This window comes from Alphaproteobacteria bacterium, assembly GCA_017308135.1.
GTDB lineage: Bacteria > Pseudomonadota > Alphaproteobacteria > CACIAM-22H2 > CACIAM-22H2 > Tagaea.
The window spans coordinates 258,458-284,893 of record JAFKFM010000006.1 but is presented as its reverse complement, the minus strand read 5'-3'; the positions used below and the strand labels follow the sequence as shown (position 1 = coordinate 284,893).

25 protein-coding genes are annotated in these 26,436 nt (G+C 64.9%); 19 read left to right on the top strand and 6 right to left on the bottom strand.

Annotation, left to right across the window (positions count from 1 at the left end; all coding sequences use genetic code 11):
• The 3 genes from J0H39_01665 to J0H39_01655 all read left to right on the top strand — a co-directional run bounded on the left by J0H39_01665 (position 1) and on the right by J0H39_01655 (position 3,145).
• Positions 1–690, top strand: coding sequence for an acylneuraminate cytidylyltransferase family protein (locus tag J0H39_01665; protein MBN9495435.1), 690 nt, complete (start codon positions 1–3; stop codon positions 688–690).
• Positions 687–2,552: an ABC transporter ATP-binding protein gene (locus J0H39_01660; protein MBN9495434.1), complete on the top strand. Its 1,866-nt coding sequence runs from the start codon at positions 687–689 to the stop codon at positions 2,550–2,552. The genes J0H39_01665 and J0H39_01660 overlap by 4 nt, the downstream gene beginning before the upstream one ends.
• A 110-nt stretch (positions 2,553–2,662) precedes the next feature.
• On the top strand, positions 2,663–3,145 hold the full coding sequence (locus J0H39_01655) for a hypothetical protein (GenBank protein ID MBN9495433.1): 483 nt from the start codon (positions 2,663–2,665) through the stop codon (positions 3,143–3,145).
• A 9-nt stretch (positions 3,146–3,154) separates the two neighbouring features.
• Here the strand turns inward: J0H39_01655 and J0H39_01650 are convergent, their stop codons facing one another.
• Entirely contained in the window at positions 3,155–5,323 is a 2,169-nt protein-coding gene (locus tag J0H39_01650) for an LPS-assembly protein LptD (protein ID MBN9495432.1), read from the bottom strand.
• A gap of 216 nt (positions 5,324–5,539) precedes the next feature.
• On the opposite strand from J0H39_01650, the gene J0H39_01645 reads away from it, so the two are divergent.
• From J0H39_01645 to J0H39_01620, 6 genes are all read left to right on the top strand, one after another.
• Positions 5,540–6,202 carry a ribulose-phosphate 3-epimerase gene (locus tag J0H39_01645; protein ID MBN9495431.1) on the top strand — a complete coding sequence of 221 codons (663 nt, stop codon included), beginning with the start codon at positions 5,540–5,542 and terminating at the stop codon, positions 6,200–6,202.
• 3 nt (positions 6,203–6,205) lie between these two features.
• Positions 6,206–7,849, top strand: coding sequence for a heparinase II/III family protein (locus J0H39_01640; protein MBN9495430.1), 1,644 nt, complete (start codon positions 6,206–6,208; stop codon positions 7,847–7,849).
• Complete coding sequence (locus J0H39_01635; protein ID MBN9495429.1) at positions 7,816–8,586, top strand: methyltransferase domain-containing protein; 771 nt, start codon at positions 7,816–7,818, stop codon at positions 8,584–8,586. The genes J0H39_01640 and J0H39_01635 overlap by 34 nt, the downstream gene beginning before the upstream one ends.
• Positions 8,583–10,019: a glycosyltransferase gene (locus tag J0H39_01630; GenBank protein MBN9495428.1), complete on the top strand. Its 1,437-nt coding sequence runs from the start codon at positions 8,583–8,585 to the stop codon at positions 10,017–10,019. The genes J0H39_01635 and J0H39_01630 overlap by 4 nt, the downstream gene beginning before the upstream one ends.
• Positions 9,995–11,365, top strand: coding sequence for a glycosyltransferase family 39 protein (locus J0H39_01625; GenBank protein MBN9495427.1), 1,371 nt, complete (start codon positions 9,995–9,997; stop codon positions 11,363–11,365). Before J0H39_01630 ends, J0H39_01625 begins: the two co-directional genes overlap by 25 nt.
• Positions 11,366–11,430: 65 nt before the next feature.
• Positions 11,431–12,729: a nucleotide sugar dehydrogenase gene (locus J0H39_01620; protein MBN9495426.1), complete on the top strand. Its 1,299-nt coding sequence runs from the start codon at positions 11,431–11,433 to the stop codon at positions 12,727–12,729.
• On the opposite strand, the gene rfbG is transcribed toward J0H39_01620, so the two are convergent.
• Both rfbG and J0H39_01610 read right to left on the bottom strand, forming a co-directional pair.
• Complete coding sequence (gene rfbG, locus J0H39_01615; GenBank protein ID MBN9495425.1) at positions 12,726–13,757, bottom strand: CDP-glucose 4,6-dehydratase; 1,032 nt, start codon at positions 13,755–13,757, stop codon at positions 12,726–12,728. The genes J0H39_01620 and rfbG overlap by 4 nt on opposite strands.
• Before the next feature lie 14 nt (positions 13,758–13,771).
• Entirely contained in the window at positions 13,772–15,034 is a 1,263-nt protein-coding gene (locus tag J0H39_01610; GenBank protein MBN9495424.1) for a methyltransferase domain-containing protein, read from the bottom strand.
• Positions 15,035–15,115: 81 nt separating this feature from the next.
• Between J0H39_01610 and J0H39_01605 the strand changes: the two genes are divergently transcribed.
• A complete protein-coding gene (locus tag J0H39_01605; protein ID MBN9495423.1) occupies positions 15,116–16,105 on the top strand; it encodes a hypothetical protein in 990 nt (329 codons plus the stop codon).
• Here J0H39_01605 and J0H39_01600 read toward each other — a convergent pair.
• Positions 16,086–16,763 (bottom strand): hypothetical protein, encoded by a 678-nt coding sequence (locus J0H39_01600; GenBank protein ID MBN9495422.1) that lies wholly within the window; start codon positions 16,761–16,763, stop codon positions 16,086–16,088. The genes J0H39_01605 and J0H39_01600 overlap by 20 nt on opposite strands.
• A 157-nt stretch (positions 16,764–16,920) precedes the next feature.
• On the opposite strand from J0H39_01600, the gene J0H39_01595 reads away from it, so the two are divergent.
• Entirely contained in the window at positions 16,921–17,085 is a 165-nt protein-coding gene (locus tag J0H39_01595) for a hypothetical protein (protein ID MBN9495421.1), read from the top strand.
• Positions 17,086–17,089: 4 nt separating this feature from the next.
• Here the strand turns inward: J0H39_01595 and htpX are convergent, their stop codons facing one another.
• Positions 17,090–18,028: a zinc metalloprotease HtpX gene (gene htpX, locus J0H39_01590; GenBank protein ID MBN9495420.1), complete on the bottom strand. Its 939-nt coding sequence runs from the start codon at positions 18,026–18,028 to the stop codon at positions 17,090–17,092.
• A gap of 75 nt (positions 18,029–18,103) precedes the next feature.
• On the opposite strand from htpX, the gene J0H39_01585 reads away from it, so the two are divergent.
• The 8 genes from J0H39_01585 to J0H39_01550 all read left to right on the top strand — a co-directional run bounded on the left by J0H39_01585 (position 18,104) and on the right by J0H39_01550 (position 25,763).
• Positions 18,104–18,262, top strand: coding sequence for a DUF1674 domain-containing protein (locus tag J0H39_01585; protein ID MBN9495419.1), 159 nt, complete (start codon positions 18,104–18,106; stop codon positions 18,260–18,262).
• On the top strand, positions 18,252–18,926 hold the full coding sequence (locus J0H39_01580) for a CPBP family intramembrane metalloprotease (protein ID MBN9495418.1): 675 nt from the start codon (positions 18,252–18,254) through the stop codon (positions 18,924–18,926). Before J0H39_01585 ends, J0H39_01580 begins: the two co-directional genes overlap by 11 nt.
• Positions 18,927–18,935: 9 nt before the next feature.
• Positions 18,936–19,619 carry an FkbM family methyltransferase gene (locus tag J0H39_01575; protein MBN9495417.1) on the top strand — a complete coding sequence of 228 codons (684 nt, stop codon included), beginning with the start codon at positions 18,936–18,938 and terminating at the stop codon, positions 19,617–19,619.
• Positions 19,620–21,070: 1,451 nt separating this feature from the next.
• Positions 21,071–21,493, top strand: coding sequence for a succinate dehydrogenase, cytochrome b556 subunit (gene sdhC, locus J0H39_01570; protein MBN9495416.1), 423 nt, complete (start codon positions 21,071–21,073; stop codon positions 21,491–21,493).
• Position 21,494: 1 nt separating this feature from the next.
• Positions 21,495–21,890 (top strand): succinate dehydrogenase, hydrophobic membrane anchor protein, encoded by a 396-nt coding sequence (sdhD, locus tag J0H39_01565; GenBank protein MBN9495415.1) that lies wholly within the window; start codon positions 21,495–21,497, stop codon positions 21,888–21,890.
• 4 nt (positions 21,891–21,894) lie between these two features.
• Positions 21,895–23,709 carry a succinate dehydrogenase flavoprotein subunit gene (locus J0H39_01560; GenBank protein ID MBN9495414.1) on the top strand — a complete coding sequence of 605 codons (1,815 nt, stop codon included), beginning with the start codon at positions 21,895–21,897 and terminating at the stop codon, positions 23,707–23,709.
• A gap of 10 nt (positions 23,710–23,719) precedes the next feature.
• A complete protein-coding gene (locus J0H39_01555; protein ID MBN9495413.1) occupies positions 23,720–24,496 on the top strand; it encodes a succinate dehydrogenase iron-sulfur subunit in 777 nt (258 codons plus the stop codon).
• A 31-nt stretch (positions 24,497–24,527) separates the two neighbouring features.
• Positions 24,528–25,763 (top strand): methyltransferase domain-containing protein, encoded by a 1,236-nt coding sequence (locus J0H39_01550; GenBank protein ID MBN9495412.1) that lies wholly within the window; start codon positions 24,528–24,530, stop codon positions 25,761–25,763.
• A gap of 220 nt (positions 25,764–25,983) precedes the next feature.
• On the opposite strand, the gene J0H39_01545 is transcribed toward J0H39_01550, so the two are convergent.
• Complete coding sequence (locus tag J0H39_01545) at positions 25,984–26,172, bottom strand: hypothetical protein (protein MBN9495411.1); 189 nt, start codon at positions 26,170–26,172, stop codon at positions 25,984–25,986.
• Between the last annotated feature and the right edge of the window lie 264 nt (positions 26,173–26,436).

Genomic DNA, 26,436 nt, shown 5'->3' with positions numbered 1-26,436 from the left:
GTGGAACCTCTTCTCGCCATCATTCCGGCCCGCGGCGGTTCCAAGGGCGTACCGCGGAAGAACCTTCGCGTCGTCGGCGACCGCAGCCTGCTCGTTCGGGCGATCGATTCGGCGCGCGGCGTCCCTGGCATCGGGACCGTGCTCGTATCCACCGACGACGCCGAGATCGCCGACGCTGCCCGCGCCGCGGGCGCTTCGGTGCCGTTTCTGCGGCCGGCCGCGCTTGCCGGCGACGTGGCGCCTACTTTGCCCGTCGTGCGTCACGCGCTCGATTGGGCCCGCTCGAACGGCATGCGCCCGCCCGCGATCGTGTTGCTGGAGCCGACAAGCCCGTTCCGGACGACGGCGCTCGTCGCCGCCGCAGTGGAGCGTTTCGCGGCCGGAGATTGTCGAAGCGTCGTATCCGTCGTGCCGCTCGAGCGCAAGCCGGAGAATATTTTCGTCGCCGGACGGCATCTCGAGCGCTATATCCGCGATCCCGTCCGGCGGCATGCGCGCCGACAGGACATGGCCGACCTCCGACGAATCGACAGCGCAGTTTACGTCTGCGCGGCGGACGCCGTCGACGCGGGCGAATTGATGGCGGAGCCAATCGGATACGTCGAGGGCGATTGGCTGTCGGCGGTCAATATCGACACGCCGCTCGATCTGGACTTCGCGCGGTTTTTGTCGCGGGAGAGAGAAATATGAGCGGCACCGGGCCGTCATTGAAAGACAAGATCCGCGACGTTATCGGGGCGATCCAGCGTACGCGCTTGTCGCGGCGAAATTTCGCGCTGGGTGCCGGCCTAGGATTCGTCGCGGCCCTTTTGGAGGGAGCGGGCGTCAGCGCTTTCTATCCGATCGTCGTCTATTTCACCGACGGAATGGATGCGTTGCGGGCGCCCGGCTCCGTCTTCGGCGGAGTCATCGCGCGCTTCGAGGCTTTAGGGATCGAGGTCGGCCTCGGTATTCTGATGAGCTTCGTGTTCGTCCCGATGATTCTGCGCCAGTTCATCGACTATGCCCGCCAAGTCCATCAAGCGAAGGTCGCGGCTGCCGCGCTCGCGGAGGTGCGGGGCGGGCTGCTCGAAGCGATGATCCGTGCGCAAATGGGATTCCATCTGCGCCATCATCATGGCGATCTGTTCAATACGCTCGTGATCGAATCCAAACGTGCGGCGCAACTCGCCCCCTCGATCATCACGATGACGACGAGTCTGTCGATCATCTTTATGGGCGCCGTGCTGCTCGCCTCGTTCGCGCCGATCCTGGCTGTGCTGTCGATACCGATTGCGGGTGCCTTGGCGATCGTGCATTTCGCGATCGGCAAACGCATGTCCCGCTTGGGCCGCGATCTATCGGCGATCCAATCGCGTTCGACGATCGAATCGGGGGAAATCCTTTCGGCGACGCGATTGGTGAAGCTGCGCCGGCAGGAGGAGACAGCGATCCGCAGGATCGACCAGCTGCTCGGATCGCTCGCCGACAACCGGGTGCTTTCCGCTCGCGCCGAGGCCTTGTCGGCCGCGACAGTGATGCCGCTGGGTCTCGCCTTCGCCGGCCTCGCGCTGTATCTGGGTCTCGCCAATTTTCAATTGTCGCTTGGCGAAACCGCTGTTTTCTCTCTCGTGGTGATGCGGATTTTGCCGCAGTTCGGCGTTTTCGGTCAGGCGTTCGGCGCGCTGCGGAACAACGTGCCCGGCGCCATGGCCGTCGAACGGATGATCGGCGAAGCCCGCGCGTTCCCGCCGTTGCCCAGTGGTCCGCGAAAGTTCGCAGCGCTTGACCGTCGGTTGCGCTTCGATGACGTCGATTTCGTCTATCGCGGGTCCGGCGGACGCTCGGCCGCGCTGACGGCGGCTTCGTTCGACCTGCGGGCCGGGCGGATCAACGCGCTGGTCGGCCCATCGGGGGCGGGAAAGTCCACGGCCGTCGATCTGCTGTCGCGGCTCTACGATCCGACGCGCGGCCGTATTCTCGTGGACGACGTCGATCTTCGCGAGTTCGATCTGGATTCCTGGCAACGCGCGATCTCCGTCGTGTCGCAGGAGACGGTGCTTTTCCACGGCACGGTGCGCGACAATCTTGGTTACGGTCTCGTGCCCGAGCCGTCGGACGCTGAAATTTGGGCCGCCTTGGAAGCGGCGAGCGCCGACGCGTTTGTGCGCGCCCTGCCAAAAAAGCTGTACGAAGATGTCGGCGATCGAGGGGCCCGCCTGTCGGGCGGGCAGCGCCAGCGATTATCGCTTGCCCGCGCACTTCTTTCCCGTCCGCGGATCCTGATCCTCGACGAGCCGACGGCGGCGCTGGATTCGGAGACCGAGGCGGCGATCGGGCGGACGTTGTTGGCGTTGCGCGGGGAGGTGACGGTGATCGTCGTCGCGCACCGGCTGTCGACCATTCAGGGGGCCGATTGGATTACGGTGCTTGACGCCGGAACGCTGGCCGGGCAAGGAATGCATGAAGAGCTGTTGCGTTCGAACGCGCTATACCGCAAGCTTTTCGGCGCGCAAACCGTTTCGGTCACTAATGGCGATTTCGGTTCAACGCACGAACTTGACGAATCATGACTGATCGTCGGGCGGACCAGCGCCTATCGAGAATTGCTAATCTCATCGTCTGATTCGATTGCTCAATCCCACGGGAATGAATGATGCGGGAATTTAATCGTCGTGCGACGTTGATCCTGCTGGCCGCCGGCTTGCTGCTTGCCGGATGCGGTTTTGAGCCGCTGCATGCGCAACGCGGTGCCGCAGCGGCATTACCGCCGATCCGAATCGAACCGATCCCCGAGCGTTCGGGTCAGATCTTGCGTAACTATTTGCTTGATCGCGTATCGCCGCGCGGCGAAGGCGGCGCTCAGGCCCATACGCTGGTGATCCGTCTTTTCGAGCCGCGTCAGGTTTTGGCGCTGCGCCGCGACGACGTGATCAGCCGTATGGGCTACAGCGCCGTCGCTTCATACGAATTGATCGACGCGGCGGGCAAGCGAGTCGTCGTCGGCAACTCGAGCTATTCGACCGACTACGAAATCACGAATTCGGAATTTGCGACGCTGGCGGCGCAACAAAACGCGCGTGATCGGGTGCTCGAGCTTGTCGCCGACGACATCCGCAATCAGATCGCCATCGAATTCCGCGCGCCACGGCGAACCCAGCCGTAACGCCACCCGTCAGAGCCCGCGCAGGGCGAGCTCGCCCAGATTGCGGAACCCAAAGCGGAACAGGATCGCCGTATCGGGCGGAATTTCGGCGCGGCCGATATTCCGGCGCTGCAGATCCACGCCCCACAAGAAGCAATCGTCGTCGTAGATCAGCGTGGCGCCGGCCAGCAGGATGCCGTCGTCCTGGCCGAGCGACTGCACGACGCGGCCGGTCAGGCGCCACACCTCATTGAAGCGCGTGGTCAGCGAATGAGACAGCTGGTTGATCGACACCAGCGCTGTCGGCTGGATCGAGCGATCGACGCGCGTATGCGATAGCCCGTAGCGTAGGGCTTGCGGTCCCAGCGAAACGCTGGTGATCGAGCGCAGTAGCTCACGGTTCTTATTATCGATCTGGAAGCGATAGCTGGAACTCACCCATTCATGCGGCGATGCCAATACCCGGCCGACGAAATCGGAGAACCGCGTATCGGCGCCCGAGCCCTTTTGCAGCGCGGCTTCATCGTTCATCCGATACTGCTGGCCGAGGAACACGCCGAAACGCTGACTATGCCTATTGGACCATTCGGTGTTGACGCCGGTCACCAAACGCTGGCCTGTTTCCAATCGGTCGTAGCCCGAGAAACGGTTCAAACGGAACAGGCTGGTGTCGTCGAACGTCAAGCCGCGGCTGTCTTCGTTGGGCAAATTACGCTGGCTGCCGGCATTGGGCGCCACGTACAACGCCGAGATCGGCTCGACGATCAGATTCGCGTTCTCGAACCGCCGTATCAACGGCAACCGCCACGACAAAGCCAATTGCGGCACAGCGCGCGCGGCGAACCCGGTTTCGCTAGGCTGGAACGTACGCTCGCCGTAATAGGCGTTCGACGAGTGGAAGACATCGGTCTGCACATTGGCGGCGAGAGTGTAGATCTCGCCCGTGCGCGTCGTATAAGGCAAGGCCCAGCCGCCCAGCATCGTGCCGCGCTGGGCGCGCACATCGTCGTCGCGGTAGATCGATGCGGCCGATGCGTCGAACGTGTAGCGCCCGCCCATCGTGCCGGGCTCGCCGTACCAGCTGTAGCGCATTTGCGGCAGCACGACCGGCGTGCGGCCGGGATCGTCTTCGGGGCGCAAACCTTGGAACGAGAAGGCATCGACGACAGCGTAGCCGCGATCCCGGAACCCCTCGACATAGGCGCGGCTGGTTAGCGCATCCTGTTCCAGGAAGCGGAAACGCTGCCGGATGCGATAGCGCTCGATATAGGTTTTATCGGATGCGCGTGCCAGATCGAACCCGGTGCGCCAATTGTCGTCGAGATCGACTTTGCTTTGCGCGCGGATATGGCCGCGCCAATCCGGGAACCCTTCGCCCTCGCGCTTCGTGCGCAGGAACGAGCCGTCCATGCTGAACTCGCCGTTGCGCATCCGCTCGCGATATTCGGCCGCCATCAGCGGATTGTCGTTGGAGATGAACACCGGCGTGACGGTCAAATCCGCCGACGGGCCCAGCGTCCAATAATAGGGCGTGGCCAGCATCGAGCCGTTGCGCGACGAGGTCGACACGTCCGGCGGCAGAAAGCCCGATTTGCGCTTCTCGGTGCCGTCGGGATGCGAAAGATAGGGCGTGTAGAACACCGGCACGCCGGCGATTTCCATCCACGCGTCGTCGTAGACGATTTCCTTCTGCGCGGCGTCGTGGGTGATGCGGCTCGCGCGCAGCTGCCAGATCGGTGCGCGCGTCGGATCCTTCTCGCAAGGCTCGCACGGACTGTAGGTCGCGCGGCGCATCACGGTGCGCGAGCCGTCGGCACGGCGCGCGGTGACGGCCGCGAAGCGGCTTTGATCGGCCAACATGGTGCGGATATTGCGCATCACGCCGTCGCGCAGGTCGCTGGTCAGTTCCACGTATTCGGCGAACGCGACTTCGCCCGACGCCTCGACGACCGATACGTTGCCGGACGCCGTGACCACGCCCGTGCGACGATTATAGGTCAGCGTGTCGGCACGCAGGATGCGGCCGCCATGCGCGATCTCGACATTGCCCGACGCGGTGACGACACCCAGCTCCTCGTCGGACGTCATTTCGTCGGAAGTCAGCAGCACCGGCAGATTGTCGGTGGACGCTCGTCCTTGCGCCGTCGCGGCGTCGGGCGTCCCGGCCCAGAGCCCGAAGGCCAGGGCGAGAACGGTCAAAGAAGGGGCCGCAAGACGACGCATAGGGGGCAAATCGACAATCGTTACAAGGCGCTAACGGAAACCAGGTCGTCCGAAGGCGGCGGATTATAGCCATCGTCCCCGACGCTGACATGCGATAAATCCACGGCATTCCCGCCAATCCCGCGACCTACCATCCCTTGCCCCGGTGGGCCCACGCTGATACATGGGCTGGTAGATACAAGAGGTGCCCTCGTGCAGCAGAAAATCCGTCTGGCACCGTCGATCCTGTCGGCCGATTTCGCGAAACTGGGCGAGGAAATCCGCGCCATGGAAGCGGCGGGTGCGGATTACATCCATGTCGATGTGATGGACGGGCATTTCGTGCCCAATATCACGCTGGGGCCGATGATCGTGCGCGCCATCCGCCCGCACACCAAATTGCCGCTCGACGTGCATCTGATGATTTCACCGGTCGATCCCTTCATCAAGGAATTCGCCGATGCGGGGGCCGATATCCTGACGGTGCATCCGGAAGCGGGGCCGCATATCCATCGCACAGTTCAATTGATCAAGAGCCTCGGCAAAAAAGCCGGCGTGTCGATCAATCCCGGCACGCTGATCGAAGCGGTCGATCCCGTGCTGGGCGATGTCGATCTCGTGCTCGTCATGTCGGTCAATCCCGGCTTCGGCGGGCAAAGCTTCATCGAGACCGCCCTCGACAAGCTCGCGCGGCTGCGCAAGCGCATCGACGCGACCGGCCGCGCGATCGACCTCGAAGTCGATGGCGGCGTGAACGACAAGACCGCACCGCTGGTGCGCACCGCCGGCGCGGATGTGCTGGTTGCGGGCACGGCGGGTTTCGCCGGCGGCCCCGCCAAATACGCGGACAATCTGCGCCGCTTGCGCGGAGCCTGAACGATGCCGAAGCGCAAAGCCACGCGCTCGCGCATGGCCGATGCCTGGCACGGCTCGTTCCTCTACGGCATGCTGATCGGCGGGCGCGCGCCGTCGCGCCTGACACGTCTCGCCCCGCCGCCCTTGCCCGGCTCCATCGCGCGCGGCGAAGCGATCGTCGGCGGGCGTTTGGTTTGTGCGGGCCGCGCGCTGAAGCCCGAACGGCCGGATTGGACCGCACCCGATCTGTCGCGCGCCGCCGTCGTCGAATTGAACGCCTTCGAATGGCTCGACGATCTCGCGGCCCTCGGCACCGAGCATGCGCAAGCGCGCGCGCGCGCCTTGGTCGAAGATTGGATCCTTGCCCATCGCGGCTGGAAGCCGGTCGCGTGGGATGCCGAGCCGACGGGCAAGCGTATCGCGTCGTGGCTCGCGCACGCCCCCTTCCTGTCGCGCGGCGAAGGCGATGCACTGGGCCCGCTTTTGCTCGAATCCGTCGCCCGCCAAGCGCGCCATCTGGCACGCGTGGCGATGGACGAACCCACGGGCCTCGGCCGCTTGTCGGCGTTGCGCGGTCTCGTTTATGCCCAGGCCTGCGGCGTGGTGAACGGCGCCGGTTTGCCCGGTTTGGCCGAAGCAATGGCGCGCGCGGCGGGCATGGATATGTTGACCGATGGGTTTCACGCGTCGCGCTCGCCCTCCGCGCAATTGCGTGCATTGGCCTGCCTGGTCGATGCGCGTGCCGCGATCGAAGGGGCAAGCGGGCGCACGCCCGATGCGCTGCATCGCGCGATCGAAAAACTCGCCCCCGCCGTGCGGTTCTTCCGCCACGGCGACGGCGCGTTCGCGCTGTTCAACGATTCGAACGAGGAAGAAGCCGCCGCCATCGACGCCGTCTTGGCGCGCGCGCAGTGGCCCGATCTGCCGACCGCGCGCGCGGTCGCGGCGGGATTCGATCGCATCACCGCCGATCGTCTGACGCTGATCGTCGATTCCGGCCTGCCGGTCGACGGCAATTACGCGGCGCAAGCCCATGCCGGCACGCTGTCCTTCGAAATGTCGTGTGGCCGCGAGCGCTTGATCGTCAATTGCGGGGCCGGTCCGCGCGACGACAGCGAATGGTCACTCGCCTTGCGCGCGACAGCCGCGCACTCGACGCTGTGCGCCGAAGACGCCGATTCCTCGCCGGTGGCGCCGGGCGGCTTGCTCAGCCGGCCCAGCCATGTCGACGCCAATCGCGAGGAGGCCGACGGCAATGTCTGGCTCGACCTCGCGCATGACGGCTATGTCGGCCGCTTGGGTTTCGTTCATCGTCGCCGGATTTTCGTCGCCGGCGACGGCCAGGATCTGCGCGGCGAAGATTCGCTCGTGTCCGTCGACGGCAAACCGCCGGTGCTGACGACGACGCGCTTTGATATCCGCTTCCATCTGCATCCTGACGTGCAGGTCTCCGTCATTCAAAACGGCGCGGCCGCGTTGCTGCGTCTGCCGTCGGGTCAGGCGTGGCGCCTGCAAACGGCGGGAGCCCGCGTCGATCTGGGCGAAAGCGTCTATTTCGGCAAGCGTGGCTCCGCGCGGCGCGGCGAACAAGTCGTCGTCACGGCAATGGCGGGCGCTTCCGGTGCGACCGTCAAATGGGCGTTCAAACGGATCGCGGGCGGCAAGTGATCGATCCCGATTGGGTCACGCGTCATCGCGACGTTTGGGCCGCGAAACCGATCCTGTCCGAATGGTATGGCAGCCAGATTTTCGCGCGGCTCGACGCGAATCTGACGCCGGGCCGCACCTTGCAGCTTGGCTGCGGGCCCGGCTTCTATGGCGCCGGGCGGCCGGATTTCGTCAATGTCGATTTGGGCGTGCAGTCGGGTGTGGACGTCGCGTGCGACGTGCATGCGCTGCCCTTCGCGAGCGGCGCTTTCGCCAATGTCGTCGGCATCGATGTGCTGCATCACTTTTCCGCACCAGGCAAGGCATTGGCGGAAATCTCGCGTTTGCTGAAACCCGGCGGGCGCTGCCTGTTGGTCGAGCCTTGGGCGGGACCGGCGGGCTGGCCCGTCTATCGCTTTCTGCATCACGAGGATTGCCGCGCGGTGGCCCAGCCTTGGACCGATGCTTTCGCGCCCGGCAAGGACGCGATGGACGGTAATGCCTGGATCCCGCGCGCACTTTTGTGGCGCCGGGCGAGCGAATTGGGCGCCCATGCGCCGGGTTTAAGCGTCGTACGGGTTGAAGCTTTCGGGGGCTTAGGCTATCTCGCCACGGGTGGCTTCCAGCCGCGCGGCGCCCCCGCCGGTCTCGTCCGGGCTTTGACGGCGATCGAGGGCGCCTTGCCGCAAGCGGTGTTGCGGGCTTTGGCCTTGCGCGCCTTTTTCATTCTCGAACGCGACGTAAGGGCGGCGACATGACGACCACGACGACCGATCGCCGCAGCCAAGTCGCCGCGTTCCGTGACCGCAACGAGCCGCAGCGCGAAAACTGGCGCCGCCGCCATCCGTTCTATCATTCCGAAGACGCGCGCGCGTTGCGCTTCGTGATTCCGCCGGGTGCGAGCGTCCTCGCCGTGGGGTGCGGCGACGGGGCGACTTTGGCCGCACTCGAGCCGCGCCGCGGCCTTGGCATCGATCCCTCCGCACCCGCGATCGAAGCGGCACGCGCAGCACACCCCAATTGCGAATTCCGCGTCGCCGATTTCGAAACCGAAGACGCGTTGACCGCCCTCGACGAGAAGTTCGATTTCGTCCTGCTATCGGACACGATCGGCTGGATCGAGGATATCGAGCTCGTGCTCGGCCGCCTGCACGCGGTTTGCCATCCCGATACGCGCATCGTGCTGTCCTATCACTCGCCGATTTGGGAGCCCGCGTTGCGCGTCGCTCAAAGCTTCGGGCTGAAGGCGCCGATGCCGCCGACCAATTGGCTCGGCATGCGCGATCTCGCGGCGTTGCTCGACCTCGCCGGGTTCGAAGTGATCCGCCGCGAATGGCGCACCTTGTCGCCGCTGCGCTTGCTGGGCCTGGGCGGCCTCGTCAATCGCGTGCTGGCCCCGTTGCCGATTTTGCGCGGCCTGTGCCTGCGCCATTATCTGGTCGCGCGTTCGCGCCAGATCCAGCATCCCGTGCCGACTTCGGCCAGCGTGATTATCCCCGCGCGCAACGAACGCGGCAATATCGAAGCGGCGGTCAAGCGCCTGCCGATTTTCTGCGAGCGCGTGGAGATCGTGTTCGTCGAAGGCCATTCGAAGGATGGCACGCTCGACGAAATGCGCCGCGTGCAGGCCGCCTATCCCGATCGCGACATCAAGGTGTTCGTGCAGGAAGGCAAGGGCAAGGGCGACGCGGTGCGAAAGGGCTTCGCCGAAGCGACCGGCGACGTGCTGATGATCCTCGACGCGGATCTGACCGTGCCGCCGGAGCAGATGCCCAAATTCTTCCGCCAGATCGCGGACGGGCGGGGCGAATTCGTCAACGGCACGCGCCTCGTCTATCCGATGGAAGAAGAGGCGATGCGCGCCTTGAACTGGATCGCCAATCACGGCTTCTCGGTGATCTTCTCCTGGCTGCTCAATCAGCGTTTCACCGACACGCTGTGCGGCACCAAAGTTTTGCGCAAAACGCATTACGAACGTATCGCCGCGAACCGCCTTTATTTCGGCGATTTCGATCCGTTCGGCGATTTTGATCTCATCTTCGGCGCGGTGAAGCTCAATCTGAAAGTCGTCGAAGTGCCGATCCGCTATCTCGCGCGCACCTACGGCGAAACGCAGATCTCGCGCTTCCGGCACGGCTTCCTGCTGCTGCAAATGGTCGTGTTCGCATGGCGCAAGCTCAAGGCGTATTGACCATTCTTGATAAGCTGGGCCTCGAAAAGCCGGCGGCACTGTTTGCGCTGGCTTTCGCGCTGCGGCTCGCCTGGCTCGCCTTCACCGGCGTTTCGGAGCCCGCGACGTTTCACCCCGACAGCCCGATGTTCTTGACGCTCGCCGCCGGGCCGGATTGGTGGCAGGGCTCGGCCGACCGGATGCCGGGCTATACGTTGTTTCTACATCTGACGATGATGCCGTTCGGGCCCGACTCTTATTGGGCGCCGATCGTCGTGCAGATGGCGATCGATGCGATCGCCTGCATCGCCATCGCCCGCACGGCCGAGATCGTCAAGCCGGGGGCGGGGCGCTATGCCGGATTGTTTGCCGCGTTGAACCCGACGCAGATCGTGCTGGCCGCGACGATGCTCGGCGACACGATCTTCGTCGCTTGCTTGGCGTTCGGTTTTCTGTCGCTCGCCCGGCTGTGGAAGGGCGAAGGCGGGCCCGCCGCGATTGGGTTTTGGTTCGGCTTGGCGCTGTTCAACCGCGCGGTGGTGTGGCCGTTCCTGCCGGTGCTCGGCCTCGCGATTTTTCTCCTCAAGCGCGGCCGAATCGGCGTGCGCGATGCGGTGATCGTACTCGGCATCGTCGCGGCCTTCGCGGCGCCGATGATCCTGCGCAACGGATTCGTCCATGGAAACTTCGCGCTGTCCTCGCAAGGGCCGATCCATATGGCGCTGTGGTGGTACCCGCTGGTCCGCGAAGCGGAGGACGGCACACCCTATCCGCAATCCTTTGCCGAAATGCGCGCGCGTTACTTCGAATTACGTGCAGGCCGCGCAGCGCCGCACGGAGACCGCAATCCGTTCGATGCCGCCGCGATCTACCGCGAATTGACCCGCGAATATCTTTGGGCGTTGCCGCCGCAAGCTTTCGTCAAGGCTTGGCTGTCGGGCATGGCGATCAATCTCGCCTCGCCCGCGACATTGATGATCCCGCAAGTGATGAAGATCCGGCGCATCGGATTCTACGATACCGAGGGCGAAACGCCGTTGTCGAAAATGCGCAACTTCATCACCGATAGCTCGACCGCGCGCTATCTCGCCTGGATGGCCGGCGGCGCGCTGATCGAATGGCCGATGCGTCTGCTGGGCGTACTCGGATTGTGGCTATTGCTGCGAAATCGCCCGACGCGCGCCCCCGCGATTTTCGCCATCGCCTGGATTGGCTTCATTCTGGCGGTGCAGGGGCCGGTCGCCTCGGCCAAATATCGCCTGCCGATCGAACCAATCGCGATGGCGCTGGCAGGCGCGGCCTGTGCCGCCGGCGCGCACCGCCGCCGGGATTCTTTTGCCCTTTGGCGGCGCCCGGATAGCGTCTAGAAAGTGTCGCCACGAAGCGCGGCCGGTGTGCCGCACGAGGCCGGATTGTCAGTCGGAGCGAGAGCATGAGCGTGAAGCTGCCCGAACCCGCCAAAGCCCGCGTGGGCGTTATCGGCCTTGGCTATGTCGGCCTGCCGTTGGCGGTGGCTTTGGCGCGCGGGGTCACGACGATCGGCTTCGATATCGACAAGGCGCGCGTCGGCGAGCTCGCGCGCGGCCATGACCGCACGAACGAAATCGAGAAGGACCGCCTGACCGCCAGCAAGCTGAAGGTCACGTCGGATGTCGCCGATATCGCCGGGCTCGACGTCTATATCGTGACCGTGCCGACCCCGGTCGATGTCGCCAACCGGCCCGATCTGGGTGCGGTGCTGTCCGCGTGCCGCACGGTCGGCAAGGTCATGCGCAAGGGGGCCGTCGTCGTCCTCGAATCGACCGTCTATCCCGGTGTCACCGAAGACGTCGCGGGGCCGGCGCTCGAAAAGGAATCGGGCCTCAAATCCGGCGTCGATTTCTTCCTGGGCTATAGCCCGGAGCGCATCAATCCGGGCGATCGCGAACACACGGTCGACCGCATCACCAAGGTCGTCGCAGGACAAACACCCGAAGTCGCCGATCTGCTCGCGGGGCTCTACGGCCTCGTCACCAGCGGCGGCACGTTCCGCGCGCGCGACATCAAAACCGCCGAAGCCGCCAAGGTGATCGAGAACGCGCAACGCGACATCAACATCGCCTTCATGAACGAGATCGCGATGATCTTCGGCAAGATCGGCGTGTCGGTGCACGACGTTTTGGCCGCCGCCGGCACGAAGTGGAACTTCCTGCGCTTCACGCCGGGTCTCGTCGGCGGGCATTGCATCGGCGTCGATCCCTATTACCTCGCCGATCTTTCGCAGCGCCTGGGCCATCATCCGGAAGTCATTCTCGCCGGGCGGCGCATCAACGATGCGATGGCGGGCTACGTCGCCACGCGTATCGCGCGTGAACTCGTCGGGATCGGCGGGGCGGGGGCGCGGCGTATTTTGGTGCTTGGCCTGACCTTCAAGGAAAACGTTCCCGATCTGCGCAATTCCAAGGTCGCCGATCTGGTGCGCGCCTTGGGCGAATGGGGCCATCAGGTCGACGTGCTCGATCCGATTTGCGATGGTGACGAAGCCAAACACGAATACGGTTTTGCACCATTGAAGATGCTGCAAGCCAAGGCGGGCTACGACGCGATCGTCGGCGCGGTTTCGCACGACGCATTCGCGGCGTGGAAGGTTGCGGATTTCCAGAACGCCGCGAAACCCGGCGCCTTGATCGCCGACATCAAGGGCATGTGGCGCGGCCGGGATTTGCCCGGCTTCGCGCGCTGGGAGCTTTAACCCACGTAAGCCGCGATTTCCGCGCGGACCAAAGCAGCGGGATCCTTACCCGCGCGCCAATCGGCGTACCATTTGGCCGTCGCATCGACCGCGTGCGCGAAATCCATTTCGGGCCGCCACACCAACTCGCGCGCCGCTTTTTCCGACGACAGCAGCAGATAGGGCGCTTCGTCCGGTGTGGGCGCATTCTCGAGCGTCACGGTGGGGTTGCCGCCGTTGAGGGCGGCGAAACGCTCGATCAATTCGCCCACGGTGCGGCGATTCTTCGGGTCGGGCCCGAAATTATAGGCGCCCGATTCGCCCGATTGGATCAGCGCCAGATAGCCCGAAAGCGGATCCAGCACATGCTGCCACGGGCGGATGGCGCCGGGCCGGCGCAGCACCAGCGGCTTGTTCTCGGTCAGCGCACGCACCGCGTCGGGCACGATGCGATGGGCCGCCCAATCGCCGCCGCCGATGACGTTGCCCGCACGCCCGACGGCGAGCGCCACGTCGTTCTTGAAGAACGAGGCACGGAAGGATTCGACCACGATCTCCGCCGCCGCCTTGCTGGCCGAATAAGGATCGTGCCCGCCCAGCCGGTCGCTTTCGACGAAAGCGCGGCCCGAGCCGTCATTCGCGTAAACCTTGTCCGACGTCACGACCAGAATGCGCGTGAGCGTCTTCACGCCGCGCAAGGCGTCCAACACGTTGGCCGTGCCGGTGACGTTGGTCTCGAACGTCGCGGCGGGATCTTCATAGGACGGCAGCACCAAGGCTTGCGCCGCCATATGGATCGCGATTTCGGGCTGGAACTCGGCGATCGTGCCGCGAAGTGCATCGATGTCGCGGATATCGCCCACGACATGGCGCGCGCAGAGTTTCGATCCGCCGATCAGATCGAACAGAGCGGGCTTGGTCGCGGGCGGCAATGCGAAGCCGCAAACCTGCGCCTTCATCGAATGCAGCCAGGCGAGCAGCCAGCTTCCTTTGAAGCCGGTATGCCCGGTCAGGAATACGCGTTTGCCGGCGAAAAACGGCGCGAACATGCCGCAAGCTTGCGTCAGTTGGCGCGTCGCCGCAAGCGCGCCGCCTGGAACCCGTCCATGCCGTTCGCGGGCGTGGTGACGAGATCGCCCGCCGTGTCGATCAATTCGCCGCGCCCGCCGATCTCGGCGGCGGTCACGGGGATGCGTGCGAAATCGCGATGACGATCCAGGAACGCCGCCACGCGCGCACTGCCTTCGCGCTTGTCGAGCGAGCAGACGGCGTAAACCAGCGTGCCGCCGGGCTCGAGCATCTTCGCGGCGGCATCCAGCAAACGATCTTGCGCGGCCATCAGCTTGACCGCGTCGGCGGAGTTTTTGAGATGCGCGATTTCCGGATGGCGGCGCAGCGTGCCCGTCGCCGTACACGGCGCATCCAACAGGATGAAAGGATAGGGCGCCTTCGGCGTCCATTTCGACGCGTCGGCGTTGACGATCTCCGCTTCCAGCATCGTGCGCGCGAGATTCTCGACCACCCGGTCGAGACGCTTGGCGGATTGATCGACGGCGGTGACTTTGCCGCCGGCCGCGGCGAGCTGCAGCGTTTTGCCGCCGGGGGCGGCGCACAGATCCAGCACGCGCTTGCCCGAAATGTCGCCCAGCAAGCGCGCGGGCAAGGCGGCGGCTTCGTCCTGCACCCACCACGCCCCTTCTTCGAAGCCCGGCAATTCGGCGACATTGCCCGCTTCTTCCAAGCGCAGCATGCCGGTCGGCAGTAATTTGGCGCCGAGCTTCGTGGCCCAGTCGGCGGCGTTCGATTTCACCGTGATGTCGAGCGGCGGCTCGCGCAATTGCCCGGCGACGATGTCGCGCGCTTTTGCCTCACCCCAGCTATCGACCAGGATGGCCCAGAGCCAAGCGGGCGTGTCGGCGCGCGGGGCGTCGATCGCGGCCAGCAGTTTTTCGCCGTCGCGCGACACGCGGCGCAGCACGGCGTTGACCAGGCCGCGCAGTTTTTCGGGGGCCAGATCGACCGTCTCGCCGACCGCCGCATGGGCGGGCGTGCCCAGGAATAGCAATTGGGCGACGCCCAACCGCAACGGCGATTCGACCGGCTTGGGCGGCGCACCCTTGTCCAGACATTGCGCCAGAATGGCGTCGATGGTGCCCAGACGGCGCAGCACCGTTGCCGACAGCATCCGCGCGAAGCCGCGATCGCGCGGTTCCAGCACGCGCAGGGTCTGCACGCCGGCCATCGCATCCTCCAGCGTGCGCTTGCCTTGCAGCACGGCGTCGAGCAATTGGGCGGCGGCAAGGCGTGCGGAGGGTGCTGTTTTCATGGGCCGCTAAGTAGGGGACCGGGACCGGATGCGCAAGCGCGGCTTGACCCGGGCCTGTCCGCCTGTCGATAAGGGCAGGGCATGGATCTCAGCGCCCATATCGCCGAATTCGATCGCGGCCGCGTGCGCCGCCGCGACGGCGTGTACGTGAAATCGGCCGAGATCGAGCCCGGCGAGATCGCGACGGGGACAAGCGGCGTCGTGTCGATGCGCAATCTCGGCCTCAACGGCCGGATGGCCAATCAGCTGCTGCAATGGGCCTTCCTGAATTTCTATGCTTGGCGCCACGATCTACGGATCGAAGCGCCCGCGTTCCCAGCGGGCAAGCTGGTGGGTGCGGTCCCGCAACCCGCTTTCGACGATGTGCCGACCATCGCTTACGGGCCGTTCGAAGATGCGGCGGCGTTGGCGCTGTGGGAGCAGCCCACTCCGTTCGCCAATGTCGATTTCGACGGGTATTTCCAGGAATTGCCCGCGTGCTGGGCCCCGCATCGCGCGCTGTTCCGCAAGCTGCTGCGCTTTGGCGCCGAACATGCCGCCGATGCGTGGCGCGCGGGCATTCCCGGCAAACTGATCGCCGTGCATGTTCGGCGCGGCGATTTGGCCGATCCGGTCCATGCCGGAATTCCACAATTCGCGCCCGTGCCGGTCGACTGGTTCGTCGACTGGGTCGCCGGCGAAATGGCGAAAACGCCGGACGCGAAGCTCTATATCGCGTCGGATAGCCGCGACGCGATTCTGCCGGCTTTCGCGCGCTGGAACCCGCTGCCGGTCGCGACATTCGCCGCCGACGATCGCATTGCCGATTTGCTGGCACTGTCGCGCGCCGATGCGCTGGGTTTCGGGAATTCGTCGTATGGCCGCTTGGCCGGGCTGCTGGCGGCGGAAGGGCAGCGCCAAGCGGTCGCGAACTTCAACGCCAAGGCGCTGGTCGCTTGCGACACCTGGAACGACCGGCCGTTTTGGGCGCATTTCGGGCCGGTCGCGGCCAAGGACGATCCGGCGACGCGGCTCAAATCCCGGCCGTGGCGCAAGCGCCTGAAGGCCTGGTTCAAGCGCCGAGGGATTTGATCCAGCGCTTCAAGCGCCGCATCGGCCTTGCGTCGCGTTTGCGCGCGCGCGCCTCGCGATGCGCGGTGATGCGATCGATATGGGCCTGCAATTCGGCCTTCATCGTCGCGGGCACGCGGATGAACACGTCGTCGATCACGCAGACGAAGCGATCGTCGCGCCCGTCTTTCAGCGCGGCGACCGTCGCCCCGGCATCGGGCCATTGCTCCAGCCGGTTTGGCGAGGGCGGCGGGGCCAGGAAATAGCGCGCATCGTCGACCAGGATGACGTGTTCGTGCGGCGAGCGGGCGATGACGGCCAGCTCGCGCAGCAGCGGGCATTGGTCGAGCTCGCCCGCCGTCACGGTCTGATCGGTGCCGCACCAATGGGCATCGAGCCAAAAAAGCGCCGGTCCGGGCAAAGTGGGGACGAGCTGTTCGAGGCCGGCGACGCTATCGCCCTCGACCACCGTGACATGCGGGGCACCGGCGAAACGCGTGCGGGCGGCGGCGGCGAGGGCCGGATCGGCCTCGACCGTCCAAACCTTGGCGAACTCGCCCGACGCCCAAGCGGCCGTATCGCCCTTATAGGTGCCGGTTTCGACGAAATTGGCGAGCGCCAGCTTCGATTTCAGCAGCGTGGCCAGGGTTCGCGGTATCCCGAAATCGACGGCGCCCATCCCGAAAGCTTCCCATTAGAAACGACGATGGCCTGACTACCCCACCGGGCGGGTGGAGGGAAGGGGCGGCGAAGATTCTTGGCGGAATAAGCGGAATGTTTCTTGCGTTATTCCCACGAACGGGGAATCGATATGCCCCGCTTCGGGAAGGGTACCAGTGGCCGACATGATCGCCCGCACGTCCGTTAAACCGCCGCGCTCTTTGGGGCGCTTGCAGGCTTTGGCGATCGCGCTGCTGCTGATCGTCGCGGGTGTCGCGATCGCGCGGGCCGATTACGTCCCCGATCTGCCGACCGCCCAGCTGCCCGAAGGGCTTCGCTAAAACCTCAGCGCGACCAAGGGCCCCGTTTTCCGGCCGACGGCACGGAGCTGCGTCCGCGCGCGGGAGCGGCCGTGCCACGGTTTGCCAGACCCATCGCCTGCGCCTGTTCTTCCAGCGCCGCGATGCGGTTCGCCGGATTGGGGTGGGTCGAGAACAGATTGTCGACGCCCGCCCCGGTCAGCGGATTCATGATGAACAGATGCGCGGTCGCGGGATTGCGCTCGGCGCTTTCGTTCGGGATCGCTTCGACGCCGCGCGAAATTTTGGCCAAGGCGCGCGCCAGCAAGCGCGGATCGCCGACGATTTCGCCGCCCGCGTGATCGGCCGCGTATTCGCGCGACCGGCTGATCGCCATCTGCACCAGCATCGCGGCCAGCGGCGCGATGATCACGGCGATCAGCGTACCGATCATGCCGAAGCCCGACGAACGGCCGTCATTGCTGCGCCCCGCGCCGAACATCATGCCGAACTGGGCCAGCATGCCGATCGCTCCCGCGATCGTCGCGGTGACGGTCATGATCAGCGTGTCGCGGTTCTTCACATGCGCGAGTTCGTGCGCCATCACGGCCGCGACTTCGTCGCTGTCCAGAATGTCGAACAGCCCGGTTGTCGCGGCGACGGCGGCGTTCTCGGGGTTGCGGCCGGTGGCGAAGGCGTTGGGCTGCGGATTGTCGATGATATAGACCTTGGGCATCGGCAATTGCGCGCGCTGGGCCAGTTCCGCGACCATCGCGTGGAAGTTGGGCGCTTCCTGCGGCGTCACTTCGCGGGCACCGTGCATGCGCAGGACCATCTTGTCCGCGTTCCAGTAGCTGAACAGATTCATGCCCAGCGCCACGACGAAGGCGATCAGCATCCCCTGTTCGCCGCCTAAGGCGAAACCCACGGCGAGGAACAGGCCGGTCATGGCGGCGAGCAGGAGGGCGGTCTTGGTGTAATTCATGGCTTGAGATGTAGCGAAACCCGCCTCCCGTTCAAGCCTTGCCGGGGGCAGGGTTCGGAGGCATATCCCTGTCCCATGGACGAGAAAAACGCCCCTTCGGTACCGCCGCCGCCGGCTGAGCCGACCGATCCGAAGAAACCCACCGCCAAGAAGCCGGAAATTGGCGGACCGGAAGGCCCCGAACCGACGCGCTACGGCGATTGGGAACGCGGCGGGCGCTGCGTTGACTTCTGAGCCCACGCTCAAACGCTTGCCGTTGTTCCTGGCGGTGTTTTTCGCCGCCTGGACGATCCGTATTCTGCTGATCCCCTGGACAGACGCGGCGGCCGAAACGGTCGATGCCGCGCGGATGATCGCCGATGGCTGGCGGCTTCTGTTGTGGCTCGTGCTGCCGATCGCTTGGTGCGTGGCGGTCGAGAAGATCGACCCGCGTGGCGCCGCCGATCAACGGCCGGGCACGCGACCCTGGCTCGGCTGGGTCTTCGCCGTCGCTTACCTGATCGCCAGCCGTGCTGCGGGCATGGCGGTGGGCGAGCATTGGCATCTGATCCCCGCCGATTTGCCGCCGATGGCGTTTTACGTGTCGCTGGTCGGGCTCGCCTTCGTGGCATTGGTCGAGGTTTATGTCTTTTACGGGCTGGTGCTGAAGGCGCTGCGCGCCCGCTTCGCCTTCTGGCCCGCCAATCTGATCGCGTCGGCGTTGTTCGCGGCAATCAACTTGCCGGGTTGGATCGCGTTGATCGAACTCGACGCGCAAACGCTGACGCTGTTATTGGCGCAAGTCTTTGTATTCGGCGTGTTGCTCGGCTTCACCGTGCGCACGACAGGCTTTGTGCTCGCGGCGATGCTGCTGCATCTGGCCAACAACGCGCTGCAAGGGCTGGGCTTCCCGGGTTAGAATCGCATCATGTCGATCTGGAAAAAACTCTTCGGCGGCAAGAAGAAGCCGGAACCCGCGCCGGCGGTGCTCGATCTGCCCGCCTTGTGCCGCGAACACGGGCTGGCGATCGAAAGCGTCGTGCATGTCGGCGCCAATCGCGGCGACGAGATCGCGACCTACGATGCGATGGGCGTGAAACGCGTCGTCTTCGTCGAAGCCAATCCCAATCTCGCCGCTGCGTTGCGCGCGCGCTTCGCCGCGCGGCCGGAAATTTCGATCTTCGCCTTCGCGGCGGGCGAAGCGCCGGGCGAGGCGGAATTCCACCTCACCTCGTTCGATCAATCGAGCTCGCTGTTGAAGCTCAAGCGCCACGCCGAGATCTATCCGGAGATCGTCGAGACCGGCACGATCAAGGTGCCGGTGCGCCGTCTCGACGATGCGCTCGTCGAAGCGGGTTTCGCCGCCGCGCGATTCGATCTGCTCAATCTCGACATCCAAGGGGCCGAGTTGATGGCGATGCGCGGCTGCCCCGATCTGGTCGGTCGCGTGCGCGCGATCAATTGCGAACTCGCCTTCGAAGAACTCTACGAAGGCTGCGCGCTCGCCCCGCAGATCGACGCCCATCTGGCCGCGTTCGGCTTCGTGCGGGTGGCGACGGCAACGCCGTACCATCCCAGCTGGGGCGACGGGTTTTACGTCAAGAAATCTTAGAATTTCGGGCGGCGCATCGGCCAAGCTGATGTCTTGACAGGAAATCACGCGGACAGCCCGCGCAGGGCAAGTGTCCTCTGGCGAACCGGCCCGACAGCTATTTTTGCAGTAAAATCAACGCCCGACGCGATTTAAGGGGCCCGTGCGACTCGGGGACGGGGGGCATCCGCCATTTTGGACGTTCCATTTTTATCTATTCTAAAACAATGACTTAAGAAAATGGGTCAAAATCCGTTTGCGGGGGGCCCCCCGCGTGCTACCCAAATCGACGTCAGGAAAGCGAACCGTCTTTTGACATTCGCGCCGTTTTGTCCGGGCGGGACAACCAAGGCTCCGACGTTCCGATGGAGGTTCCGGCGGCTCGCGCAAGCGAGCTGCCGGGACCACCTCTCCCCGATAAAATCCCGAAATAAAATGAGGCGTCAGGGGCGATCTTGCGATCGCGGGCCGTTGTCCGGGCGGGACAAAAGGCTCCCTGACGCCTCAATCGAGGCTGGTCGGACCGGTATGCACCGCCGGTCGTGACTGTCGCACCGGCCTTGGCGGGTGCTCCCGCCGGGGTCGATGGCCTCCTGGCAGCCTTGAACTCGAACCCGCCGCCGGTGGACCTGCTTCGCACCCGGAACCGGCCCCTGGTCCGGCCGATCCCGCGCGTTCCACCGGCAGGGGATGAGGGCGCCACGCGCGGCCCCGCCACCCCGTCGTTCGAGACATCCCGGTCGCCTTGCCGTCGTCGCCGTCCCCAACCCGCGCCTCGTGCGAGCCTCGCGCCCGTCGGCCCTTGCGGGCCCATCCCCCTTGCGGCGGATGCGGACGCGTCCCTCGCGATCCCCGGCGGCCCCGGTGCGACGACCCCTTGAGGGCGCCCACCCGTCGTTCCGCCGACAACCCGCCCCTTGCGGGACGTCGAGACCCCGATCACGGGGCCGACAGCGATGGCTCGGCGAACCGCCGATGCCGCCCCGACCGACTTGGCGTGGCCCGGCCCCTCAAGGGAACCGGACGACCGTCGCATCGGGAAGGAGTTTCCCGCCGCCGCCGGGTTAACCCCGGCTTGGGCCTGGAAAGCTCCGGAAGATCGTCCCCCACCTCTCGACCCCGCGCCCAAGCCCTTTCGGGTCGGGCGTCTGCCAGTGACTCTCGGCGTCAGCTCAACGCCGGCTGCGGGTGTCGTCGGGGTGGCGGCTCTGGATCTCCCCTCTCACGCTTGCCGAGGGAAAGGGTCTCAAAACGCCCCCCGGGGCGACAATCGCAATCGCCCGCGCGCCGGCAGAATCTTGTTGATGGAAGTCCGCATTGCGCACAGGCCATTCAACCGCCATCCACAGATCGATCCACAGGACGAAACGACGGCTTGCATAGCCGCACTGCGATTGACGCTTTGGCCAACCCGGTCTAAATCCATGAGGGCATACGGATTTTTGCACGCGGATTCGTCCGCACGAGGGAGCATGGCCAACGATCAGACGCAAGCCGCCGGCGGCAAACGCCCGCGGCCGCTATCCCCGCATCTTCAAATCTATCGCCTGCCGGTGACGGCGCTGTCGTCGATCACGCATCGCGCCACCGGCGTGGCGTTGAGTGTGGGCACGCTGCTACTGGTCTGCTGGCTGGTCGCCGCGGCGAACGGCCCGGCGGCGTTCGCCAGCGTGTCGGCGTTCATCGGGTCGCCGATCGGGCTGATCCTGTTGTTCGGCTGGTCGCTGGCGCTGTTCTATCACCTGGGCAACGGCATCCGGCATCTGTTCTGGGATGCGGGGCTTGGGTTCGACATCGCGACGGCGGAGAAATCGGCTTACGCGGTGATCGCCTTCGCCGTGGCCGCCACGCTGCTCGCCTGGATCGTCGGCTTCGCCGTGCTGGGAGGGCGCTGAGATGAGCAACACCACCCCGTCGCTGCGCTCCCCGCTCGGCCGCGCGCGCGGCCTTGGCTCCGCCAAGGACGGCACGCATCATTGGTGGGCGCAGCGCGTCACCGCCATCGCGATGATCCCGCTGCTGCTGTGGTTCGTCGCCAGCATCGTGTCGCTCGCGGGCGCGCCTTTGCCGGCGGTGCAGGCGTGGATCGCCTCGCCGATTTCGGCGGTGCTGCTGCTGTCGCTGATCGTCGCCGTGTTCCATCACGCGCAGCTCGGCCTGCAAGTCGTGATCGAAGATTACGTCCATGCCGAAGGCGTGAAGCTCGTCCTGCTGCTCGCGGTCAAAGGTGCCGCGTGGCTGTTCGGCGGCATCGCCGCTTTCTCGGTTCTCAAGATCGCGTTCGGAGGCTAGTTCCATGCCCGACGGTTCCGCGCCCGCTCTGGGCGGCAAGGCCTATAAGGTCGTCGATCATTATTACGACGTCGTCGTTGTCGGGGCGGGCGGTGCGGGTTTGCGCGCCACGTTCGGCATGGCGGCGAAGGGCTTGAAGACCGCCTGCATCAGCAAAGTCTTCCCGACACGCAGTCATACGGTCGCCGCGCAAGGCGGCATCTCGGCCGCACTCGGCAACATGGGCGCCGACGATTGGCGCTGGCACATGTACGACACGGTCAAGGGCTCCGACTGGCTCGGCGACCAAGACTCGATCGAATACATGTGCAAGGAAGCGATTCCGGCGATCATCGAGCTCGAGCATTACGGCGTGCCGTTCAGCCGCACCAAGGAAGGGAAGATCTATCAGCGCCCCTTCGGCGGCATGACGACCGAATACGGCAAGGGCACGGCGCAGCGCACTTGCGCCGCCGCCGACCGCACGGGCCACGCGATCCTGCACACGCTCTATCAGCAAAGCCTTCGCAACAACGCCGAGTTCTTCATCGAGTATTTCGCCCTCGACCTGATCAAGGACGAGGACGGCTCGGTGCGCGGCGTGCTTGCTTGGAATCTGCTCGAAGGCACGCTGCACCGCTTCATCGGGCACCAGACCGTGCTCGCCACCGGCGGTTACGGCCGCGCCTATTTCTCGGCGACCTCGGCGCATACCTGCACGGGCGATGGCGGCGGCATGGTGCTGCGCGCCGGTCTGCCGCTGCAGGACATGGAATTCGTGCAGTTCCACCCGACCGGCATTTACGGTTCGGGCTGCCTAATCACCGAAGGCTCGCGCGGCGAAGGCGGGTATCTCACCAACTCCAACGGCGAGCGCTTCATGGAGCGTTACGCGCCGTCGGCGAAGGATCTCGCCTCGCGCGATGTCGTGTCGCGCGCGATGACCATGGAAATCCGCGAAGGTCGCGGCGTGGGGGCGAAGAAGGATCACATCCATCTGCACCTCGAGCATCTCGACGCCAAGCTGCTGCACGAACGTCTGCCCGGCATTTCCGAAACCGCGAAGATCTTCGCGGGCGTGGACGTGACGAAGGAGCCGATCCCGGTGCTGCCGACCGTGCACTACAACATGGGCGGCATCCCGACCAATCTGTACGGCGAAGTCGTGACGATGAAGAACGGCAAGGCGACCGTCGTGCCGGGTCTGATGGCGATCGGCGAAGCGGCTTGCGTGTCGGTGCACGGCGCCAACCGCCTCGGTTCCAACTCGCTGCTCGACCTCGTCGTGTTCGGCCGTGCGGCCGCGATTCGCGCCGCCGAAATCGTCAAGCCCGGCACGCCGCACAAGCCCGTCGCCAAGGATGCGGCCGACAAGCACATCGCGCGTTTCGATGGCTTGCGCTACGCCAAGGGTCCGATCCCGACCGCCGAATTGCGCTCGGAAATGCAGGGCATCATGCAGAACAACTGCGCCGTCTACCGCACCGGCGAGGTGCTGGAAGAAGGTGTCGGCCTGATCGACAAGACGCTGGCGAAGTCGCCCGACATCGCCTGCACCGATCGCGGCATGATCTGGAATTCGGATTTGGTGGAAACGCTGGAATACGAAAACCTGATCGTCCAGGCGAAGGCGACGATCGCGTCGGCCGCCAACCGCAAGGAAAGCCGCGGTGCGCATGCGCGCGAGGATTATCCCAACCGCGACGATCAGAACTGGATGAAGCACACGCTGGCCTGGGTCGACGGCAAGGGCAAAGTCGCCTTCGACTATCGCCCGGTGACGCTGACCTCGCTGACCAACGAAGTCCAAGCCTTCCCGCCCAAGGCGCGCGTGTACTAAGGATCGACCGATGGCCGAATTCACCCTCCCCGCCAATTCGAAGGTCCAGCAAGGCAAATCGTGGCCGGCCCCCGCCGGCGCCACGCGGACCAAGAACTTCAAGATCTATCGCTGGGACCCGGATGGCGAGGGCAACCCGACGGTCGATACCTACACGCTCGATCTCGATCAATGCGCGCCGATGGTTCTCGACGCGCTGATCAAGATCAAGAACGAGGTCGATTCGACGCTGACCTTCCGCCGCTCCTGCCGCGAAGGCGTGTGCGGGTCGTGCGCGATGAATATCGACGGGTCGAACACGCTCGCCTGCACCAAGGCGATCGACGACGTGAAGGGCGACGTGCATATCTATCCGCTGCCGCATATGCCGGTGGTGAAGGATCTCGTGCCGGACCTCTCGCAGGCTTACGCGCAATTGCGCTCGGTCGAGCCGTGGCTCAAATCCGAAACGCCGCCGCCCGATCGCGAACGCCTGCAAACGCAGGAGGAGCGCGCCAAGCTCGACGGTCTGTGGGAATGCATCCTGTGCTTCTCGTGCTCGACCTCGTGCCCCAGCTATTGGTGGAACGGCGATCGTTATCTCGGGCCGGCCGTGCTGCTCCAGGCCTATCGCTGGATCGCCGACAGCCGCGACGAAGCGACCGGCGAACGCCTCGACAATCTCGAGGATCCGTTCCGCCTCTATCGCTGCCACACGATCATGAACTGCACGAAGACCTGCCCGAAGGGTCTGAACCCGGCCAAGGCGATCGGCGAGATCAAGAAGCTGATGGTCGCGCGCAAATAGCGCGGGACCATCGCCCCAAAAGGGAGAGCGAATGGGCGGATACCGGAAGCTCGACAAATGCCGCCTCGGCGGCTCGAGCCATCTCGTCACGGTGCTGAGCCTGGGCGAGCAATGCCTGACCGGCGTCTTCCCTTCGTCGCGCGACGAGAAAATCACCAAAGGTCCGCTGGACCTCGTCTGGTGCCCCGATAGCGGGCTGCTGCAACTCGGCCATACCTTCGTCGCGTCGGAGATGTATGGCGATAATTACGGCTATCGTTCGGGCCTCAACGGCTCGATGGTCGCCCATCTCGAACGCAAATTTCGCGCGCTCGAACGCCTTGCCGAACTCAAAGCGGGCGACACGGTCGTCGATATCGGCTCGAACGACGGCACGGGTTTGCGCGGCTACACCACGCAAGGCTTGCACCGCGTCGGCGTCGATCCGACGGGTGCAAAATTCCGCGAGTATTACGATGCCGGTTGCACGCTGATCCCGGATTTCTTTTCGGCCGCGAAATTGCGCGCGGCGAAAGTGGCCCCCGCGTCGCTGATCACGTCGATCGCGATGTTCTACGATCTCGACGATCCCGTGCGCTTCGCGCGCGACGTCGCGGATTCGCTCGCCCCGCGCGGGCTGTGGCATTTCGAGCAGAGCTACATGCCCTCGATGCTGCGCATGGGCTCCTACGACACGATCTGCCACGAGCATCTCGAATATTATTCGCTGGCGACGGTGCGCAAGATTCTCGACGCCGCCGATATGTATGTCGTCGACGTCGAGATGAACTCGATCAACGGCGGCAGTTTCGCGGTCACGGCGGCCAAGCGCGGCTCGGGCTGGAAGGCCAACGATCTGATCGTGCGCTGGCTGCTGGAGCAGGAAGACGCGATGGGCCTCGCCACGCCGCGCCCCTATCGCGAATTCGAGGAACGCACCTTCCGCCATCGCAACGATCTGGTGCGCTTGCTCGAACGCCTGGCCGAAGGCGGGCGGCGCGTGATCGGCTATGGCGCGTCGACCAAGGGCAACGTGATCCTGCAATTCTGCGGCTTGGGCCCGCGGCATATCGCGGCGATCGCCGAGGTCAACGAGACCAAGTTCGGGCGATTCACGCCGGGCAGCAATATTCCGATCGTGTCGGAAGCCGAAGCGCGGGCGATGAAGCCCGACTACTTCCTGCTGCTGCCCTGGCATTTCAAAGACGGGATTCTGCGGCGCGAGGAAGAGTTCCGGCGCGCGGGCGGCAAATTCATCGTGCCGCTGCCCGAGATCGAGATTATTTAGAAGGCGAGCGTTACTCGCTCGCGTCGATCGCGTAGATCGACATGTCGCCGCGTTGCGCGGGCACTTCCGCCATGGTCGACAAACCGGCGGCGATCAACATGGCGGCCATGATGGCCAAAGCGAAGAGACGCATTTAAACGCAAGACCCCTGAAAACGAGCGAACGACCGCGTCTGTATGCCGTGCGAATGCGGCGCTTTTTCGGCTGTCTTCGGAAAAAATCAGGGATAGCGGACAAGCTTCCAGACCACCGACTTTTTGTCGAACGGCGGCATGCGGGTGCCCCTGGAGAAGGACGACCGACCCGACGGCGTGCCCTGGCTTTCCCAGATGCCGCTTTCGGGGCAGGTTTGACCCGTCAAAACCACCGTGCCGATGGGCTGTTTGCCGTCGGCCGTCGCACCGGGCATCACGCCTTTCGCCGGCTGCACGCCGGGTTTGGCGGGGGGCGGTGCTTTTTTGCCGAACAAGCCGAACATTACGGTTTTTCGCTCTCTCGAACCTGCCGATGGCAATTTGCGAATATCGCCTTGCCACACCGGATTGCGTCCCTCTGAAGACAGATAGGGCAAACGCCGGCCGTCCGACAAGTCCCTTGACGATAGTGTTGAATCTACCGCATGCCGCTTAAACGGTCAACTGAAGGGGCCGTCTTAACTTTCTGATAATAAACG

Coding starts and splice junctions, on each gene's coding strand:
- J0H39_01620 (MBN9495426.1), top strand. CDS start 11,431: ATGAGCGTGAAGCTGCCCGAACCCGCCAAAGCCCGCGTGGGCGTTATC.
- J0H39_01550 (MBN9495412.1), top strand. CDS start 24,528: ATGGGCGGATACCGGAAGCTCGACAAATGCCGCCTCGGCGGCTCGAGC.
- J0H39_01625 (MBN9495427.1), top strand. CDS start 9,995: ATGGCGCAAGCTCAAGGCGTATTGACCATTCTTGATAAGCTGGGCCTC.
- sdhC (MBN9495416.1), top strand. CDS start 21,071: ATGGCCAACGATCAGACGCAAGCCGCCGGCGGCAAACGCCCGCGGCCG.
- J0H39_01560 (MBN9495414.1), top strand. CDS start 21,895: ATGCCCGACGGTTCCGCGCCCGCTCTGGGCGGCAAGGCCTATAAGGTC.
- J0H39_01610 (MBN9495424.1), bottom strand. CDS start 15,034: ATGAAAACAGCACCCTCCGCACGCCTTGCCGCCGCCCAATTGCTCGAC.
- J0H39_01640 (MBN9495430.1), top strand. CDS start 6,206: ATGCCGAAGCGCAAAGCCACGCGCTCGCGCATGGCCGATGCCTGGCAC.
- htpX (MBN9495420.1), bottom strand. CDS start 18,028: ATGAATTACACCAAGACCGCCCTCCTGCTCGCCGCCATGACCGGCCTG.
- J0H39_01585 (MBN9495419.1), top strand. CDS start 18,104: ATGGACGAGAAAAACGCCCCTTCGGTACCGCCGCCGCCGGCTGAGCCG.
- J0H39_01555 (MBN9495413.1), top strand. CDS start 23,720: ATGGCCGAATTCACCCTCCCCGCCAATTCGAAGGTCCAGCAAGGCAAA.
- rfbG (MBN9495425.1), bottom strand. CDS start 13,757: ATGTTCGCGCCGTTTTTCGCCGGCAAACGCGTATTCCTGACCGGGCAT.
- J0H39_01575 (MBN9495417.1), top strand. CDS start 18,936: ATGTCGATCTGGAAAAAACTCTTCGGCGGCAAGAAGAAGCCGGAACCC.
- J0H39_01545 (MBN9495411.1), bottom strand. CDS start 26,172: ATGCCCGGTGCGACGGCCGACGGCAAACAGCCCATCGGCACGGTGGTT.
- sdhD (MBN9495415.1), top strand. CDS start 21,495: ATGAGCAACACCACCCCGTCGCTGCGCTCCCCGCTCGGCCGCGCGCGC.
- J0H39_01605 (MBN9495423.1), top strand. CDS start 15,116: ATGGATCTCAGCGCCCATATCGCCGAATTCGATCGCGGCCGCGTGCGC.
- J0H39_01635 (MBN9495429.1), top strand. CDS start 7,816: ATGGGCGTTCAAACGGATCGCGGGCGGCAAGTGATCGATCCCGATTGG.
- J0H39_01600 (MBN9495422.1), bottom strand. CDS start 16,763: ATGGGCGCCGTCGATTTCGGGATACCGCGAACCCTGGCCACGCTGCTG.
- J0H39_01660 (MBN9495434.1), top strand. CDS start 687: ATGAGCGGCACCGGGCCGTCATTGAAAGACAAGATCCGCGACGTTATC.
- J0H39_01630 (MBN9495428.1), top strand. CDS start 8,583: ATGACGACCACGACGACCGATCGCCGCAGCCAAGTCGCCGCGTTCCGT.